Here is a 16,434-nt window from a genome sequence, read left to right on the forward strand (position 1 = left end):
TGCGTTCCCGACCCGGCTTCTTCGCCATGGGCGCTTCGGGCATGACCGATCAACGGCTCGCGATTGCTTGCTCGGCCAACAGTGGCCGCGGGCCGCAGCCAGGCAAGGAACCCGAACCCCTATCCAGGAATTATTCCTGTTGAGCCGCCGGAAAGGCGGCACCAAGAAATAAGGAGGAAAGCCATGCTACTCTCCAAGAAGGTTCTTTTGAGCGGTATTGCAGCGGCCGCGCTGGCGGCACCGGCATTCGCGGAGGATCGCTCCACCGAGAAGCAGAAAGAGCAGTATCTCTACCAGCAGGGCCAGGAGAACAACCTGGGCGGCGCCAACAGCAACGACGCCATCGGCGCCACGAAGCCGAACTCTGGCCCGGGCGTCCAGGGGCCGGCGGATACGCGCACCGGTCCGGCGACCAAGGCGCCAGGCGGCTCGGCCGAGGCCGGCAAGGATGCGGGCGCTGCCTCAGGCGCCTCGTCGGGCGAGGCCGGCATGAGCGACGACGGCACGCAGCCGAGCCAGGACTCGAGCGGCGTTCAGGGCTTCCCCGACACGCGCACCGGCCCTGCGACGCGCAGCCCAGACGGGACAGACGGACCGGCCCAGTAAACAAGAACAAGAGAAGCCGACACATCGCAACTCGGGGCGCTGGCACTCGTCAGCGCTCTTTTTCGTTGCGCACCGGTCAAGTTGAGCGTCACGGGCGTATTGCAATCCCCTGCTTCACAGGGCATCACCGGCGCTCCGGAACCGACAAAGGAAGGATTTTCCGCCGCATGACCGACACGGCGCTCGTCGTGCCTGCCGAATGGGCCCCGCAGACCGCGGTCTGGACGGCGTGGCCGGCCGACCCCCGAGAGTGGAACGGCGATCTCGCCGCGCCGCGGGCCGACGTCGCCGCGCTGGTGGCGGTGCTGGCCGAGGCCGGCAACAGTGTACGCCTGCTCGTGAACGGCGACGAGGCCGCGCAGTCGGCGCTCGCCGCCGTCGGCAACGCGGCGGAGCTGGTCTCCGCCAAGTACGGCGACATCTGGCTGCGCGACACGGGGCCAATCTTCGCCCATCGCGGCGACGGCACGCGCGTGGCACTGCGCTTCCGCACCAACAGTTGGGGCGGCAAGTACGACCTTCCGGATGACGCCACGGTGGGCGACCGCATGGCGGAGCTCGCCGGCACGGAGATCCTGCGCTTCGATTTCGTGCTGGAAGGCGGCGCGGTGGATCACGACGGCGAAGGCACCATCCTCGCCACCAAGCAGACGCTGCTCAACGCCAACCGCAACGGCTGGACGACCGAGCAGGCGGAGGCGGCGCTGCGGGACGCTTTCGGCACACGGAAGGTCATCTGGGTCGACGAGGGCTTGCTCGGCGACCACACGGACGGCCACATCGACAACATCGCGCGCTTCGTGGCGCCGGGGCGCGTCGTCTGCCAGGCGCCGGCCGGCGACGACGACCCGAATGCCGCCATTCTCGACGCGATCGCGCGGCGGCTCGAGGAGGCGACGGACGCGGCCGGGCGCAAGCTCGAGGTGGTCCGCATCCCGGGCGTGGGCCTCTACCGCAACGCGCTCGGCGAGGTGTCGCCGGCCTCGCACATGAACTTCATCATCGCCAACGGCGTGGTGGTGGTACCGGTATACGGAACGCCGACGCAGGAGCCGGCGCTCGCGGCCTTGCGCGCGGTGTTCCCCGACCGCAAGGTGGTCGGGGTCCCGTCGCGCGGCCTCCTCGGCTGCGGAGACGCGGGGGGCGGCTCGTTCCACTGCATCACGCAGCAAGAGCCAGGGCCATGAAAGGGCGCCGCATGAAGGAGCGCAACATCACCGTCGCGGCGATCCAGACGGCCTATGGGCTGGACATGGACGAGAACATCGCAAAGACCGAAGCGCTCGTGCGGGAGGCCGCTGAGCGCGGAGCCGAGGTCGTGCTGCCTTCCGAGCTGTTCCAGGGCATCTACTTCTGCACGCGCCAGGATCCGAAGTGGTTCGAGACCGCGTTCTCCGCCGACGATCATCCGTGCGTACGCAAGCTCCGGAAACTCGCCCGCAAGCTCGAGGTCGTGATCCCGATCTCGTTCTTCGAGAAGGATGGGCCGCGCTACTACAACAGCGTCGCCATCGCGGACGCCGACGGCGAAATCCTCGGCGTCTACCGCAAGAGCCACATCCCGGATGGGCCAGGCTATCAGGAGAAGTATTACTTCCGCCCCGGCGATACGGGCTTCAAGACGTGGAACACAAAGCGCGGGGACATCGGTGTCGGCATCTGCTGGGACCAGTGGTATCCAGAGACCGCGCGCGCCATGGCGCTCGCGGGCGCGGAGGTGCTGTTCTATCCGACGGCCATCGGGTCCGAGCCTTACGACACAGCGCTCGACACGCATCTGCAGTGGCAGCGTGCCATGCAGGGGCACGCGGTGTCCAACGCCATTCCGATCGTGGCGGCGAACCGCATCGGGCTCGAGGACAACGACGGCGTGCAGCAGCAGTTCTACGGGCACTCGTTCATCGCCGACCATCGGGGCGAACTGGTCGAAAGCCTCGGGCGGGACGACGAGGGCGTGCTGGTGCACACGTTCGACCTTGCGTTGATCGAGAGCTATCGCGCGGACTGGGGCTTCTTCCGCGACCGGCGCACGGACCTCTACGCGAAGAGCATCATTTAGGGATCGCGACCATGATGTCCGGCCTTGTCGTCGAGCGAACTGGCTGAAGGCCTCACAGCCAGCTCGCCCCCGTTCTTGAACTTTTCACTCCCGCTCACCGTCCCTGCGCAAAGACCGCGAGGCGCGTCATCGTTTCTTATTCAGCCGGAGGCGGAGCCGCCGCAGGCTCGGCAGCCCCGTTCAGGGCGGCGATGGCTTCAGGGGGAACCTCGGCCTCGGGCTTGTCTTCGACCACCTCTTCGGCAGCTTCCGGAGCAGCTTCGGCAGCGGCTTCCTCAGCCGTCGTCTCCTCAGCGGCGGGCGCCGCTTCGGGGGGTTGAGTATCCGCTGCGGCTTCAGCCGCCGGTTCTGCGGCCTCGGCTACCGGCTCCGAAGATGCCTCTGCCACGACGGCAGCTTCCTCGGCCGAGGCTTCGGCCGCAACGGCCTCCGGCTCGGCGTCGGCTTCAGCAGGAGCGTCGGCAGATGCCCCCTCAGACGGGGCCTCGGCCTCCGCAGCAGGGGCCTCCTCGGAGGCTTCCGAAGCTGCCTCGGCAGCAGCAGCGGGTGCGTCCGTTCCGTCGCTGGCCTCTACTGGCGCAGATGCCTCCTCGGCAACCACCTCACCCGCCTCGACTTCCGCCACAGGCTCGGCCTCGGCGGCCGCGACCGGCTCGGCGGCAGCCTCCTCGGTCGAAGGTTCCTCGGCTGCCGTGACCTCTGAGGGCGCTTCCTCGGCCTCCACAAGAACGGGATCGGCGAGCGCCGTGCCGCAGTCGGCAACGGCGTCCAGATCCTTCGCTTCGGCCTCGACCGACGCGGTAGGCGCTCCTTCTATGAACTCACTCATTTTTCTTGCGACGTGCACGATCGAGTCGGCCTTGCAGCCGAGCTCCATCGCCATCCGCAAGCAGGCAAATCTCTGCTCTTGGAGGTTCATGAGAACTCCATTTTTTGGGGTTTGCGATGTCAGCGGCGTTGCTTGGTGCGATGCAAACAACTCACGTATCATACTGCTTCGTTTATCTTGAGGCTACACTTGAAAGACTATGAAACAACAATATTTCCAAGTAAAATCATCTAGCTAACGCGCACAACAATTCGAGCGGACGATTCGCGACTTAAGCCGTTTTGCATGAAGCGGTTTCTCAAGACGGGACTCGTTTTCGCCCTCTTTGCGCCATGCGCCGCCGCTCCAGGTTTCGCGGCTTCCCGTACGGATGCAGCGGAACGTAAACCGCGCCAAACGGCATCTCGCCTCTCAAGCCCGGCCCGTGCTAGGAAGCGCCACCTTTCCCGAACCGCTTTTCCTTTCGCCTCCGATGCCCCAACGCGCCGTCACCGCCGAAACCAGCCTCGCCCGTCCCGAGTGGACGCGGGCGCGCCGGGTCGTGGTCAAGATCGGCTCGGCACTGCTCGCCGACCGCGAGACCGGCACGCTCAAGCGAGAGTGGCTTGCCTCGCTCGTGGCCGACGTGGCGGAGCTGGTGCGCCAGGGCAAGCAGGTGGTTCTGGTGTCGTCCGGCTCGATCGCGCTCGGGCGCCACAAGCTCGGTCTGCCCACGGGGCCGCTCGAGCTCGAGCAGTCGCAGGCCGCCGCCGCCGTCGGGCAGATCAGTCTCGCGCACGCCTATCAGGAGCTGGCTGCAACGTCGGGGCTCACGGTGGCGCAGATCCTCCTGACCCTCGGCGACACCGAGCAGCGGCAGCGCTATCTCAATGCGCGCCATACCATCGAGACGCTGATCGAGCTCAAGGCTATCCCGGTCGTCAACGAGAACGACACGGTGGCGACGGCGGAGATCAAGTACGGCGACAACGACCGCCTCTCGGCGCGCGTCGCCGGCATGGTGTCGGCGGACTGCCTCGTGCTGCTCTCCGATGTCGATGGGCTCTACACCGCCCCTCCGAACGAGGACGCCCGCGCGCAGCACATCCCCCTCGTCACCGAGATCACGAGCGAGATCGAGGCCATGGCGGGCGATGCCGGCACCGAGCTTTCCAAGGGCGGCATGAAGACCAAGATCGAGGCGGGGCGCATCGCGCTCGGCGCCGGCACGAACATGGTCATCGCCACGGGCAAGGTGCTCCATCCGCTGCGCGCCATTTCGGAGGGCGGCAAGGTCACCTGGTTCCTCGCCAAGCAGGACCCGTTGACGGCCAAGAAGCGGTGGATCGCGGGCCAGCTCGAGCCGCGCGGTACGCTCTACGTGGATACTGGGGCGGAAAAGGCACTGGCCGGCGGCAAGAGCCTTCTGGCCGCGGGCGTGACGCGCGTCGAGGGCACGTTTGAGCGCGGCGATGCGGTGATCATCCGGGCGCGGGACGGGCGCGAGCTGGGGCGCGGGCTCTCGGCCTATGCGCGCGGCGAAGCGGAGCGCATCCTGGGGCGCAAGTCATCCGAGATCGCGGATATCCTGGGCTTCGAGGGCGGCCCAGAGCTCATTCACCGCAACGACATGGCACTCCACCGCAAATAGCCGGGGCTTGATCGCCGGCCCGAAACATCCGAAGTAACGAGCCATGCAGAAAGCGACCGACATCCACGAGGCCACGGCAACGCTCATGCGCGGCATCGGCGTCGCCGCGCGGGAGGCGGCCCATGCGCTTGCGCTCGCGCCGCGCGCGGCCAAGGACAAGGCGCTCACCACGGCGGCCCAGGCGATCCGCCGCGACACGGCGAAGATCCTCGCAGCCAACGCCCGCGACGTGGAGGCCACGCGCGCGGCCGGACGGCCGGCCTCGTTCGTGGACCGGCTGGTTCTGAACGAGAAGCGCGTCGCGGCGATCGCGCAGGGGCTCGAGGAGGTGGCGGCGCTCGCGGATCCGGTCGGGACTGTGCTCGCCGACTGGACGCGCCCGAACGGGCTTCGCATCCAGCGCGTGCGCGTGCCCATCGGCGTCATCGGCATCATCTACGAGAGCCGGCCGAACGTGACGGCGGACGCGGGCGCGCTCAGCCTCAAGTCAGGCAACGCGGCGATCCTGCGCGGCGGATCGGACAGCCATCATTCGAGCCTCGCCATCCATGCCTGCCTCGTCGAGGGGCTAATGGCGGCAGGCCTGCCGGCGGCTGCCATTCAATATGTCGAGACCACGGACCGCGACGCGGTCGGGCATATGCTCGCCGGCCTCGACGGCGCCATCGACGTGATCGTGCCGCGCGGCGGCAAGGGGCTCGTAGCCCGCGTGCAGGACGAGGCGCGCGTGCCGGTGTTCGCGCATCTCGAAGGCATCTGCCATACCTACGTCGACGCGGCGGCCGATCTCGACATGGCGCGCACGGTTGTCGTCAACGCGAAGATGCGGCGCACGGGCGTATGCGGGGCGACCGAGTGCCTGCTCGTGGACCGCAATGCGCCTGGGTCCTATCTGCCGGAGCTCGTGCGCACGCTCATCGAGGCCGGCGCGGAGGTGCGCGGTGATGCGGCGGCACAGGCGGCAGATCCGCGCGTCAAGGTAGCGGCTCCCGAGGACTTCGGCCCCGAGGTCCTCGACGCGGTCATCGCGGTCAAGACGGTGGACGGCGTCGGCGAGGCCATCGGGCACATCGCGCGCTACGGCTCGCAGCATACGGACGCCATCGTCACGGCCGACGAAGCGGCGGCCGAGCGGTTTCTTTCGGAAGTGGATAGCGCCATCGTGCTCTGGAACACGTCCACGCAGTTCGCGGACGGCGGCGAGTTCGGCTTCGGCGCCGAGATCGGCATCGCCACAGGCAAGCTGCACGCGCGCGGGCCGGTCGGTGTCGAGCAACTCACGAGCTTCAAGTACGTGGTGCGTGGCAACGGCCAGATCCGGCCGGTTTAACGGTCGGTTCCTGCCGTCCCACTTCCGCTCCTTTTAGGGAATGGTAATCCTCAGCCGCCCGGCAATGACAGGTCGCTTGTGCCCATGACAGGTACGAGCGCGGCGGCAGAGCCGCTCGCGCCTCATATCAGCTAGACATCTGGTCCTGAAGCTCGCGAGCCCGCCGCCATGTCAACATTCACCACACTGACTGGCGTGGCACCACGCCACCTTCAGTCCTGTGGCTGTTTGGTCTTCCGCAAGTAAGGCAGCACGGTTTCAAACCCGCCGAACCTCTTGATCGCATCCTCGTTCGACACTGCGGCTGTAATGACCACGTCTTCGCCGGGAACCCAGTTCGCAGGTGTTGCCACCTGATGTTTCGCCGTGAGCTGAATGGAATCGATGGCCCTGAGGATCTCGTTGAAGTTGCGGCCAGTTGTCATTGGGTAGGTCAGGATCAGCTTGATCTTCTTGTCGGGCCCAACGAGATACACCGAACGGACCGTCGCATTGTCCGCAGGAGTGCGGCCAGCCGATGAATCACCAGCATCGGCGGGTAGCATGTCATAGAGCTTGGCCACCTTGAGATCCTGGTCGCCGATCAATGGGTATTCGACGCTGAAGCCCGTGGCCGTCTTTATGTCGTCCTTCCACTTGTCGTGATCAGCAACTGGATCCACGGAAATGCCAATGACCTTTGCATCGCGCTTTTTGAATTCCTGCTCAAGGCGCGCCACGGCACCCAATTCAGTCGTGCATACCGGTGTGAAGTTCTTTGGATGACTGAACAGCACAGCCCATCCGTCGCCAACCCAATCGTGAAACTCGATGACGCCGTGAGTGGTCTCAGCACTGAAATCCGGGGCGGTATCGTTTATTCGCAGTCCCATCACGCCACTCCTACCTAGCTATTCGTTAATTCAAACAAAGTGCGGTTCCTTTCGCTCTTGACGCGTTGTCGGGTCCGCCTCGTCGTGGCGCATCATCTGGAAATTGATCAGTATAAGCAAGCCGGCAAGTGGTGCTGACCAAATGACTGTTCGACCAATCGTCACGTATGCGCTCACATGCGGCACACCTGAAGGGCGAAAATCTGCTTGAGGCTGCATGAGTATCGAAGATGACGGAAGAACCGACCTCCAGCGGGCGTCTTCCTACGCGTTCGCCCAGGGGCTGGCGAGGGGTGCGAGGAGCAGCGACGCCGGTGATCGTGTGGGGAAGAATTTGAAATGCACAAAGTAGTGGGTGGACGAACGTCGGCGGGCGCAAACGGCGACTAGAGCAACGCTCGGTGCGCGGGAGCATTGCGCGAAGAGTGACAGCAACAAGTACACTCCAGTCGTTCAACACGCATGCCGTTGATGTCAGCGAGGAGCGGACAGTGGTCGACGAATTTCCCGAAGGTCACGCGACGGCGAGGTTGACGAAGCCGTTGGCGGCGAGCACGTTCTCCAGCGTCTTCTCGAACACGTCGAGCTTGAACGGCTTCACCAGATAGCCGGAGGCGCCGGCTGCGCGGGCGGCGAGGATGTTCTCGCGCTTGGCCTCGGCGGTGACGAGAACGAATGGAATCGCCTGCGTCTCCGGATCGGCGCGCAGCACCTTCAGGAGATCGAAGCCGCTCATGCCGTCCAGGTTCCAGTCGGAAAGGATCAGGTCATAACGCTTGCGGCGGACCTTTTCGAGCGCCTGCAGGCCGTTCGCGGCCTCGTCCACACGCGCATAGCCGAGCTGAAGCAGAAGGCGGCGGATGATCTTGAGCATCACCTGCCGGTCCTCCACGATCAAAAGCTCGAGATCCTTGCGTGCGTCCATATGCCTGCCCCGCCTCAGGACAATCGGCTCCCCGTAGGCCGACCACTCTTTCTTCAGCCCTCCACCATTCCCGACAGCGATTACCAAATCGTTCAGATCGGGTTGCATGAACGCAACTGCATGCGGCAGAGACTGGTGCCTGTGGAGACCACACCAGATCAGGACGGCCGCGCGTGACGGCAGGCAAGGACAGTACGGACGCGGGGACCTCTGGCGCGCACGGGCCTGGCGCAGCACATGCACCCTCCGACGACCGCATCCGGCGTCTCCTGCGTTATACGGGCGTCAACATCGTGAGCCTCGTGGTCGACTACACCGTGTTCCTGTCGCTCATGGCCGTGCTCGGCCTGCCGGTCACGGCGAGCGTGATCGGCTATGCCGTGGCGTTCTCCCTCAACTACAAGCTCTCGCGATGGCTCGTCTTTGCCGGCCGCGGCACGCACAAAAGCGAGAAGCGGCTGTTTACCGAGTTCATGGCCACCGGCCTGCTCGGCATCGCCTTGACGGCTACGGTGACGGCCGCCGCCATCCACCTCGTCGGGCTCGCGCCGGCTATCGCAAAGGCCGCCGCCATGCTCATCTGCTTCGTCACGCTCTATCTCGTCCGCAGCCGATTGGTGTTCACGCTGCCGAGCTAGGGCGCTTTCCGCTTCCACGCTACGATTGGCCCGATGTCCGCCCGCCTCATGTCCAAAGCCTTCGGATCGCTCTCCGTCCGCGTGCCGCGCGTGGCGGCGGGCCAGCGCATCGGGCTGCTCGGCGGCTCGTTCAACCCGCCGCACCGGGCCCACGTCGCGGTGTCCGAGGCGGTGATGAAGCGGCTCGGGCTCGATGCCGTCTGGTGGATCGTCACGCCCGGCAACCCACTCAAGAGCCATGACGAGCTTGCACCGCTCGCGGACCGGCTCGCGGCCTGCCGGCGCCTCGTGACCAACCCGCGGATCAGGATCACGGCGTTCGAAGCGGATCTCGGCAGCACCGCGACCGCCGTCACGTTGTCGTTCCTCAAGCGGCGCTTACCGGGCGTGCATTTCGTCTGGATCATGGGCGGCGACAACCTCGCGGGCTTCCACCGCTGGACCGCCTGGCGGCGCATCACGGCGCTGATGCCGTTCGTGGTTGCGGATCGTCCCCGATGGCGGCTCAAGGCGCTCTCGGCGCCGGCGGCGCGCGCGCTCGCCCGGTTCCGGCTCCGCGACGGCGACGCTGGCGCGCTCGCGCTCACGACGCCGCCGGCTTGGTTGTATCTGACGCTCAGACTCTCGCCCGAATCCTCGACCGAAATCCGGGCGGAGCGCTATTCCGCGCCGGCATCACGCAGCGCGAAACGGCCGTAACGCGTGGATCGCCGACGGTTTTTTGACCATCCGACGTCGCAGGCCCGACCTGGGTGCGACAATCCGGACTGCTCCCTATTGCTGGCGCCCCCCGCGGTCGCTATCTTCATTGCGCCGGCGGCGCATTGGGGCGTCGCGGTGGTGGATCGAGCCGGCCAAAAAAGTGCGGGTCGCCGGAGCGCACTTCCCCCTCACGCCAAGCGGCCGAACACAGGGATGGCCACACTGGTGCTCCAACGGAAAGGACATTTCCCAAAAGATGCGAACCGCCATTGAGGGCGTCCGCAAGGATGCGCCTCCAGCCGAGATCGTGCGAGAGCACGCAAGCTCGGAGCCGCTCCTCAAGAAGGTCGTGCATTGGCTCGATGAGGCAAAGGCCGAGGAGATCGTCAGCATCGATCTCAAAGGCAAGTCGTCGATCGGCGACTTCATGGTGATCGCCACGGGGCGCTCGGACCGCCACGTCGGCGCGATCGCCGAGCAGCTTCGCAAGCATCTGAAAGACAACGGCGTCGGCGGAGTCCGGGTCGAGGGTCTCGAGACCTGCGACTGGGTGCTGATCGATGCCGGGGACATCCTCGTGCACGTGTTCCGCGCCGAGGTTCGGGATTTCTACAATCTCGAGAAAATGTGGTCCGCCTCCCGGCCGGGCGAGCAGACGTCGCACTGACGACCCGGCGACGCTGAGTGAAGTTTCTGCGCGGTGACGGCGCAGGGTTGTGTTGCGCTGTCACCAGGGGTTCGGCGCTCCCGTCATCCGGAGCGGGTCGCATGCGTCTTTCCATCGTCGCCGTGGGGCGCCTCAAGGATGGCCCCGAGCGCGAGCTTTATCTCAAATACGCCAAGCGGATCGATGACACCGGACGCAACGTTGCGCTCGGGCCGGTCAAGCTCACAGAGATAGCCGAAGCGCGGCAGGCCAGTGCTGCTCAGCGCCGGGCCGACGAGGCGCAGCGGCTCGCCGTGGCGGCGGACGCGGACTTCGTCGTGCTGCTCGATGAAGGCGGCACGGCGCTCGGCAGCGAAGCCTTCGCGCGCCTGTTGGCCACGCGGCGCGACGAGGGGCGGCGCACCACGGCTTTCCTGATCGGGGGGCCGGACGGGCACGGGGGCGCGGCGCGCGCCAAGGCCCAGCTGGTGCTTTCGCTCGGCCCCATGACGCTGCCGCACGGCCTCGCCCGCATCGTGCTCGCCGAGCAGATCTACCGCGCCGCCACGATCCTCTCCGGCCATCCCTATCACCGCGCCTGAGGCATTCCTCTGGATGGTCCGCCGTCAAATTGCTGAACCACAGGCGGTCTAGGCTGCCGCCGGCCCGAGTTCGGCGGGTTTCCGCGGCCATTCGGCAATTAACCAAGGGCCCGGCTCTGGACCATCGCCGCTCCAGGCCGTATCACTTTGGCACGAGATGGGGAGGGCTCAGATGGCGGCTCAGGACGTTGTGATGCCGGCGCCGGGATCGGCCGTCGCCTCCGACGAGCCCGCCGTCATCGCCATGCCGACGAACGACCTCGTGGCACCCGACGTCTCGCGCCCGCGCGAGCGGTTCATTCCCGTCACAACCTACGCGCTCATCGACCGCCTGACCGTGCCGCAAACGTGGCCCGCGGGGCGGGCGCGCGCTGCCAGGCGCTTCTTCCGCTACCTCGAGCACTGGCGGCGCCAGCAGCACGGAACGGCATTGAGCAACCTGCTGCAGACCTACGAGACCTTCAGCCCAGACAGCGACCTGCTCGTCACCCGCACCTTCACGCCCGAAGAGCGGCTTACGATGCAGAAGCGCGTCGTGCGCGATGTCGAGGCGATTCTAAAACAGGCCAACTATGTGCGCATCGACCCCGCGGACGTGGAGGTGATCCTCACCAAGGAGTCCCACTACGGGCTCGACCTGCACGTCGACTTCACCGCGTTCGAGGAGGTCGTGATCTACTACCGCGGCGCCTCGAACCGCCGCGACCAGCGCCGCAGGCTGCGCAAGTTCATGCGCAAGGAGGAGTTCGACGTTCCGATCTTCCAGCGGCTGTTCCTGCTGTTCAAGCTCAAGCCGTTCGAGACGCGCGTGCTCGAGGTGATGAAGGAGCAGCGCGTGCCGCGCCGGGAAGCGGAGAAGATCGTCAAGAACCTCCGCGCGATGATCCCGAGCGAGGTCAACGAGGGCAACATCTACCTCAAGCTGTTCAAGAACATCCCGCGCAGCGACATCGAGATGGTGTTTCCCAATACGCGCGTGAAGTTCCGTCTCATGGACAAGCTCAGGCTCGGCGTCACGGCGGGCGGCGGCCTCGGCATGGGCGCGGTCGGCGCGGCCGGCAAGCTCGCCGTCGCGGCGTCGAACCCGCTGGTCGCGGCGGGCGCCGTGGTCGGTCTCGGCGGCGTCGCCTTCCGCCAGGCCATGAACTTCCTCAATCAGCGCCAGCGCTACATGGTGGTGATGGCGCAGAACCTCTATTTCCACGCCATGGCCGACAACCGCGGCGTGCTGATCAAGCTCGCCGACCGGGCGGCCGAGGAGGACGTAAAGGAGGAGATGCTGCTCTACAGCGTACTCGCCAAGGAGCGCGCCAAGCACTCTGACCTGCCGGCCATCGACGCGGCCATCGAGCAATACCTGACGGCGAGCTTCGGCGTGCACGTCGACTTCGACCTCGAGGATGCGCTATCCCGGCTGATCGCGGACGGCATCGTCACGGAGGAGGCGGACGGCACGCTGCGCACGCTGGGGCCTTCGGAAGCGGCCATGCATCTCGACGCCAAATGGGACGTGTTCCTCGACAATCTGTCGGACCTCGAGGAGGACGAGGGACGCGAGGTGGAGCGGACAGTCCCGATCGAGGACGCGGCGGGCGATACGAACGGCGACGGGGACGCCTCCGCCCAGGCGGCCGCCTCATCCGACAGCGGCGCGCAGCACCAGACCTGACGCACGACCGCATCTTCGGCTATGGTGCCGCGCCGCCCGGCCCTCTCGGCCGGCGCGCTCGATTCCCTGACGGACCTCATGTCTCTGCACAAACTGATCGCCGATGTGGACAATCGCGGACGCGCCATGCGCGTTGCCGGCGCGCTCCAGGATCTCATCGCGCTGCCGCCGGACGCCCTCACGGTGTTCGAGGAGAAAAGCACGCGGCGCGGCGAGCCCTCCTGGCGCATCGAAGCCTATTTCTCGGAGGCGCGCGATGCCGAGGCGCTCGGTGCCGAACTCGACCTCCTGCTCGGCGAGCCGGCGCCGGCGTTCCAGGCCACCGACATCCCCGACCTGAACTGGGTGGCGCTTTCGCAGGCCGCCCTGCCGCCGGTGCGTGCGTCGCGGTTCACTGTGCACGGCAGCCATGACCGAGCGCGCGTGCCGCAGGGGCCGAACGCGATCCTGATCGAGGCCGGCGAAGCGTTCGGCACGGCGCACCATGCCACGACGTACGGCTGCCTCGTCGCCCTCGGCCAGCTCGGTGCGACGCGACGCTTCCGGCGCATCCTGGATCTCGGCTGCGGGTCGGGCGTGCTTGCTATCGCGGCGGCGCGCGCGTGGCCGCACGCCGCCGTGCATGGCGTCGACATCGACCGGCAGTCGATCGTGGTCGCGCGCGAGAACGCGGCGGTCAATCGCGTTGCGGAGCGGATCTCCTTCGTCTGCGGGGACGGCGTCTCGGCGCCCGAGATCCGCCGCGCGGCTCCGTTCGACCTCATTTTCGCGAACATCCTGGCTGGACCGCTCGTGGCGCTGGCGCCCGACATCCGGCGCGTTGCGGTGCCCGGCGCTGTCATCGTGCTCTCGGGACTGCTCACGCGCGAAGCGGCGCGCGTGCTCGCGGCCTATCTGGCGCACGGCTTCGCGCTGCTGTCGCACCGGCGCTACGATGGCTGGTCCACGCTCACCCTCGCCAAACGCGCCTGACGGCGCAAGGATTCTCGCATGTTCCAGACCTTCGATGCGCCGTCTGATGCCGCTGCGATCCCTGAGCGGATCAAGCGGCTGCGCGTGCTCCTCGCCGACGAAGGGCTTGCGGCCTTGCTGCTGCCGCGCGGGGACGAGCACCAGGGAGAGTACGTGGCGCCCTGCTCCGAACGCCTCCGGTGGCTCACGGGGTTCTCAGGCAGCGCGGGACTGGTGGCCGTGACGCGGCGGCACGCGGGCCTCTTCGTCGATGGGCGCTATACCGTGCAGGCGCGCGCCGAATGCGGTGGCGGGCTGTTCGAGTTTCCGGGACTCGCGCGCACGGGACTTCCCGGCTGGCTCAGGGGCAAGCTCAAGAGCGGCGATACGGTCGGCTTCGATCCCTGGCTGCATACGGTCTCGGAGATCGAGCGGCTCGGCGAAACATTGAAGGCGGCCGGCATCGCGCTCAAGCCCACGCGACGCAACCTCGTCGATGCGATCTGGGGCAAGGAGCGGCCGCGCCCGCCGGACGGGCCGATCGTGCCGCACCTGATCCGCTACGCGGGGCGCTCGGCGGAGAGCAAGATCGCCGCCGTGCAGAAAGCGCTGAAGGAGGCCGGGCAGGACGCCGTGATCCTGACGCAGCCGGATTCGGTCTGCTGGCTCTTCAACATTCGCGGCCGGGACGTGGCGCACAATCCCGTCGTACTCGCGTTCGCGATCGTGCCGGCGGCGGGTAAGCCGGAGCTGTTCGTGGCGGCAGGCCGCATTACGCGCGAGGCGCAGGCCCAACTCGACGGCGCCGTGAAAATCTCACCGCCGGCGGCGCTGCGCACCCGTGTCCAGGCGCTGCGCAAGGCCGGGCGGCGCGTGCGGCTCGACGCCGACCGGGGCGCGTGGTGGTTCGTGCGCGCGCTCGGAAAGAGCGCGGTGCGCGGGGCGGATCCCTGCGTGCCCATGAAGGCGATCAAGAACGCGACCGAGATCAAGGGCGCGCGCACCGCGCACATCCGGGACGGCGCGGCGGTGGTGCGTTTCCTTGCCTGGCTCGACCGCGCCGTTGCGACCGGCGAGGAGATCGACGAGATCGGCGCCGTGCGCGCACTCGAAGCGCAGCGCGCGGGAAGCCAGGCGCTTCGCGAGATCTCGTTCGACACCATCTCCGGCAGCGGGCCGAACGGCGCCATCGTGCACTATCGCGTGACGGAGGCGAGCAACCGCCGCCTCAAAGCCGGCGAGTTGTTCCTGCTCGACTCGGGCGCGCAGTATCTCGAAGGCACGACCGACATCACGCGCACCATCGCCATCGGCGCGCCGAGCGACGAGATGCGCGAGCGCTTCACGCTGGTGCTCAAGGGGCATATCTCCGTCGCCATGGCACGCTTTCCCAAGGGGACGCGTGGCATCGACCTCGACCCGTTCGCGCGTCGCGCTCTATGGGAGCACGGCCTCGACTACGACCACGGCACGGGGCACGGCGTCGGCAGCTATCTTTCCGTGCACGAGGGCCCGCAATCGATCTCGCGCGCGGGCATGGCCGCGATCGAGCCCGGCATGATCATCTCGAACGAGCCCGGCTATTACAAAGAGGGCCACTACGGCATCCGCATCGAGAACCTCGTGCTCGTCACCGAGCCGGTGCGGCCGGACGGCGGAGACCGGGACGTGATGGGCTTCGAGACGCTGACGCTGGTGCCTATCGACCGCCGACTCATCGTCAAGGCGCTGCTCTCGCCGAACGAGTTGCGTTGGATCGACACCTATCACGCCCAAGTGAACGCCGTGATCGGTCCCGAGGTCGACGCGCCCACCCTGCGCTGGCTCGAGGCGGCGACGAAGCCGCTATGAAGCCGCCGGCATTGGCCGGCCAAACCCTGGGCAAACTCGGGCTTTGCGCGGCCTTTGCATCAGCGCGGTGAAAAGATCTGTCGCTGCTACATCCCGATTTCTTCATTTTCTTCAACGCGTCACGCGAAAATTCTATTATCATTTATCAACTGTGATTCGGGCGTGCCGCGGCCCAGCGTTGCATGACCCGTAGCGATATCTCGATCGTGCGCCTTTGCGTGCGGCGCCGATTGGGGCTGCAATCAATTTTGGAGCGTTTCATGACCGCGAGCAGCACTCTGCCCGCTCCAAACCTCATGCCTTTGATGCGCTACCGCGACCTTGCGGAGGCGATGGGCTGGCTCGAGCGGGCTTTCGGATTCGAGAAGCAGATCGCGGTCTCCGACGGAGACGGCGCCGTCATCTACGGGCAGATGACCTACCGCGGCAGCCTCATGATGATGGGCGCGGTGCGCGATACCGATCTCGACAAGCTGATGCGCCAGCCGGACGAGGTCGGAGGCATCGAGACGCAAAGCTGCTACCTGGTGGTCGAGGACGCGGACGCGCATTACGCGCGCGCGCAGGAGGCCGGCGCGGACATCGTGCTCGAGCTCAAGAGCGACGGGCTCGGGCGGCGCGGCTATTCCTGCCGGGATCCGGAAGGGCACATCTGGAACTTCGGAACCTACAATCCGGGCAAGGGTCTCACCATGCCTGCGGCCGAGCCCGCCGTGGAGGAGCCCGCACCCGAGGCTCGGCGGCGCAGCCCGCGCCTGCTGATGGGGATTGCCGGTCTTCTGCTGGCGCTCGGTGCGGCCTCGTGGTGGTTCGCGGCCGATATCGGGACCAATCTCTCGCAACGGATCGCGAGCGCCGCAGGCCATCATTCGGCGCAGGAGGCGGAGCGCGCCTACGCGGAGCTCGTCAAGGTGCGGGCCGATAAGCGCAAGGCGGAGGAGGCCGCGGAGCAGGCCCGCAAGGACCTCGAAGCCGAGCGGGCGCGCCGGCTGGCCATCGAATCCAGTGCCGGGCAGGCCGCGGAGAAGCTTGCCCACGAGGAGCAGGCGCGGCGTGCCGCGGAATCGGCCGTCACCACGCTGCGAGCGGAGCTCGAGCGCAAGCAGGACGCACTCGACGCCGCC

Annotated in this window: 16 protein-coding genes; 13 read left to right on the top strand and 3 right to left on the bottom strand. The window is 66.9% G+C overall.

The window, feature by feature from the left end; genetic code table 11:
- Window positions 1–183 precede the first annotated feature (183 nt).
- The 3 genes from IT540_RS13375 (at window position 184) to aguB (ending at window position 2,665) form a co-directional block, all read left to right on the top strand.
- Window positions 184–606 carry a hypothetical protein gene (locus IT540_RS13375; RefSeq protein ID WP_291178670.1) on the top strand — a complete coding sequence of 141 codons (423 nt, stop codon included), beginning with the start codon at window positions 184–186 and terminating at the stop codon, window positions 604–606.
- A gap of 167 nt (window positions 607–773) precedes the next feature.
- Entirely contained in the window at window positions 774–1,793 is a 1,020-nt protein-coding gene (locus IT540_RS13380) for an agmatine deiminase family protein (RefSeq protein WP_291178673.1), read from the top strand.
- Window positions 1,794–1,804: 11 nt separating this feature from the next.
- A complete protein-coding gene (gene aguB / locus IT540_RS13385) occupies window positions 1,805–2,665 on the top strand; it encodes an N-carbamoylputrescine amidase (RefSeq protein WP_291178718.1) in 861 nt (286 codons plus the stop codon).
- A gap of 136 nt (window positions 2,666–2,801) precedes the next feature.
- Here aguB and IT540_RS13390 read toward each other — a convergent pair whose 3' ends face one another.
- A complete protein-coding gene (locus IT540_RS13390; RefSeq protein WP_291178676.1) occupies window positions 2,802–3,584 on the bottom strand; it encodes a hypothetical protein in 783 nt (260 codons plus the stop codon).
- 382 nt (window positions 3,585–3,966) lie between these two features.
- On the opposite strand from IT540_RS13390, the gene proB reads away from it, so the two are divergent.
- Complete coding sequence (gene proB, locus IT540_RS13395) at window positions 3,967–5,124, top strand: glutamate 5-kinase (RefSeq protein WP_291178679.1); 1,158 nt, start codon at window positions 3,967–3,969, stop codon at window positions 5,122–5,124.
- 43 nt (window positions 5,125–5,167) lie between these two features.
- Window positions 5,168–6,454, top strand: coding sequence for a glutamate-5-semialdehyde dehydrogenase (locus IT540_RS13400; RefSeq protein ID WP_291178682.1), 1,287 nt, complete (start codon window positions 5,168–5,170; stop codon window positions 6,452–6,454).
- 212 nt (window positions 6,455–6,666) lie between these two features.
- On the opposite strand, the gene IT540_RS13405 is transcribed toward IT540_RS13400, so the two are convergent.
- Both IT540_RS13405 and IT540_RS13410 read right to left on the bottom strand, forming a co-directional pair.
- Entirely contained in the window at window positions 6,667–7,326 is a 660-nt protein-coding gene (locus tag IT540_RS13405; protein WP_291178685.1) for a peroxiredoxin, read from the bottom strand.
- A gap of 514 nt (window positions 7,327–7,840) precedes the next feature.
- Entirely contained in the window at window positions 7,841–8,251 is a 411-nt protein-coding gene (locus IT540_RS13410) for a response regulator (RefSeq protein ID WP_291178688.1), read from the bottom strand.
- Between the two features lie 173 nt (window positions 8,252–8,424).
- Between IT540_RS13410 and IT540_RS13415 the strand changes: the two genes are divergently transcribed.
- The 8 genes from IT540_RS13415 to IT540_RS13450 all read left to right on the top strand — a co-directional run.
- Window positions 8,425–8,889: a GtrA family protein gene (locus IT540_RS13415; RefSeq protein WP_291178691.1), complete on the top strand. Its 465-nt coding sequence runs from the start codon at window positions 8,425–8,427 to the stop codon at window positions 8,887–8,889.
- A 33-nt stretch (window positions 8,890–8,922) separates the two neighbouring features.
- On the top strand, window positions 8,923–9,588 hold the full coding sequence (locus IT540_RS13420; RefSeq protein WP_291178694.1) for a nicotinate-nucleotide adenylyltransferase: 666 nt from the start codon (window positions 8,923–8,925) through the stop codon (window positions 9,586–9,588).
- 259 nt (window positions 9,589–9,847) lie between these two features.
- Entirely contained in the window at window positions 9,848–10,258 is a 411-nt protein-coding gene (rsfS, locus tag IT540_RS13425; RefSeq protein WP_291178697.1) for a ribosome silencing factor, read from the top strand.
- 101 nt (window positions 10,259–10,359) lie between these two features.
- Window positions 10,360–10,839: a 23S rRNA (pseudouridine(1915)-N(3))-methyltransferase RlmH gene (gene rlmH, locus IT540_RS13430; protein ID WP_291178700.1), complete on the top strand. Its 480-nt coding sequence runs from the start codon at window positions 10,360–10,362 to the stop codon at window positions 10,837–10,839.
- A 172-nt stretch (window positions 10,840–11,011) separates the two neighbouring features.
- Window positions 11,012–12,508, top strand: coding sequence for a TMEM143 family protein (locus IT540_RS13435; RefSeq protein ID WP_291178703.1), 1,497 nt, complete (start codon window positions 11,012–11,014; stop codon window positions 12,506–12,508).
- Between the two features lie 78 nt (window positions 12,509–12,586).
- Window positions 12,587–13,480 (top strand): 50S ribosomal protein L11 methyltransferase, encoded by an 894-nt coding sequence (locus tag IT540_RS13440; RefSeq protein WP_291178706.1) that lies wholly within the window; start codon window positions 12,587–12,589, stop codon window positions 13,478–13,480.
- 18 nt (window positions 13,481–13,498) lie between these two features.
- Window positions 13,499–15,310 carry an aminopeptidase P family protein gene (locus tag IT540_RS13445; protein WP_291178709.1) on the top strand — a complete coding sequence of 604 codons (1,812 nt, stop codon included), beginning with the start codon at window positions 13,499–13,501 and terminating at the stop codon, window positions 15,308–15,310.
- Window positions 15,311–15,570: 260 nt separating this feature from the next.
- Window positions 15,571–16,434, top strand: an 864-nt coding sequence (locus IT540_RS13450) for a VOC family protein (protein WP_291178712.1), incomplete at its 3' end; no start/stop codon positions are given.

Origin of the sequence: Hyphomicrobium sp. (assembly GCF_020852195.1) — a bacterium.
GTDB lineage: Bacteria > Pseudomonadota > Alphaproteobacteria > Rhizobiales > Hyphomicrobiaceae > Hyphomicrobium_C.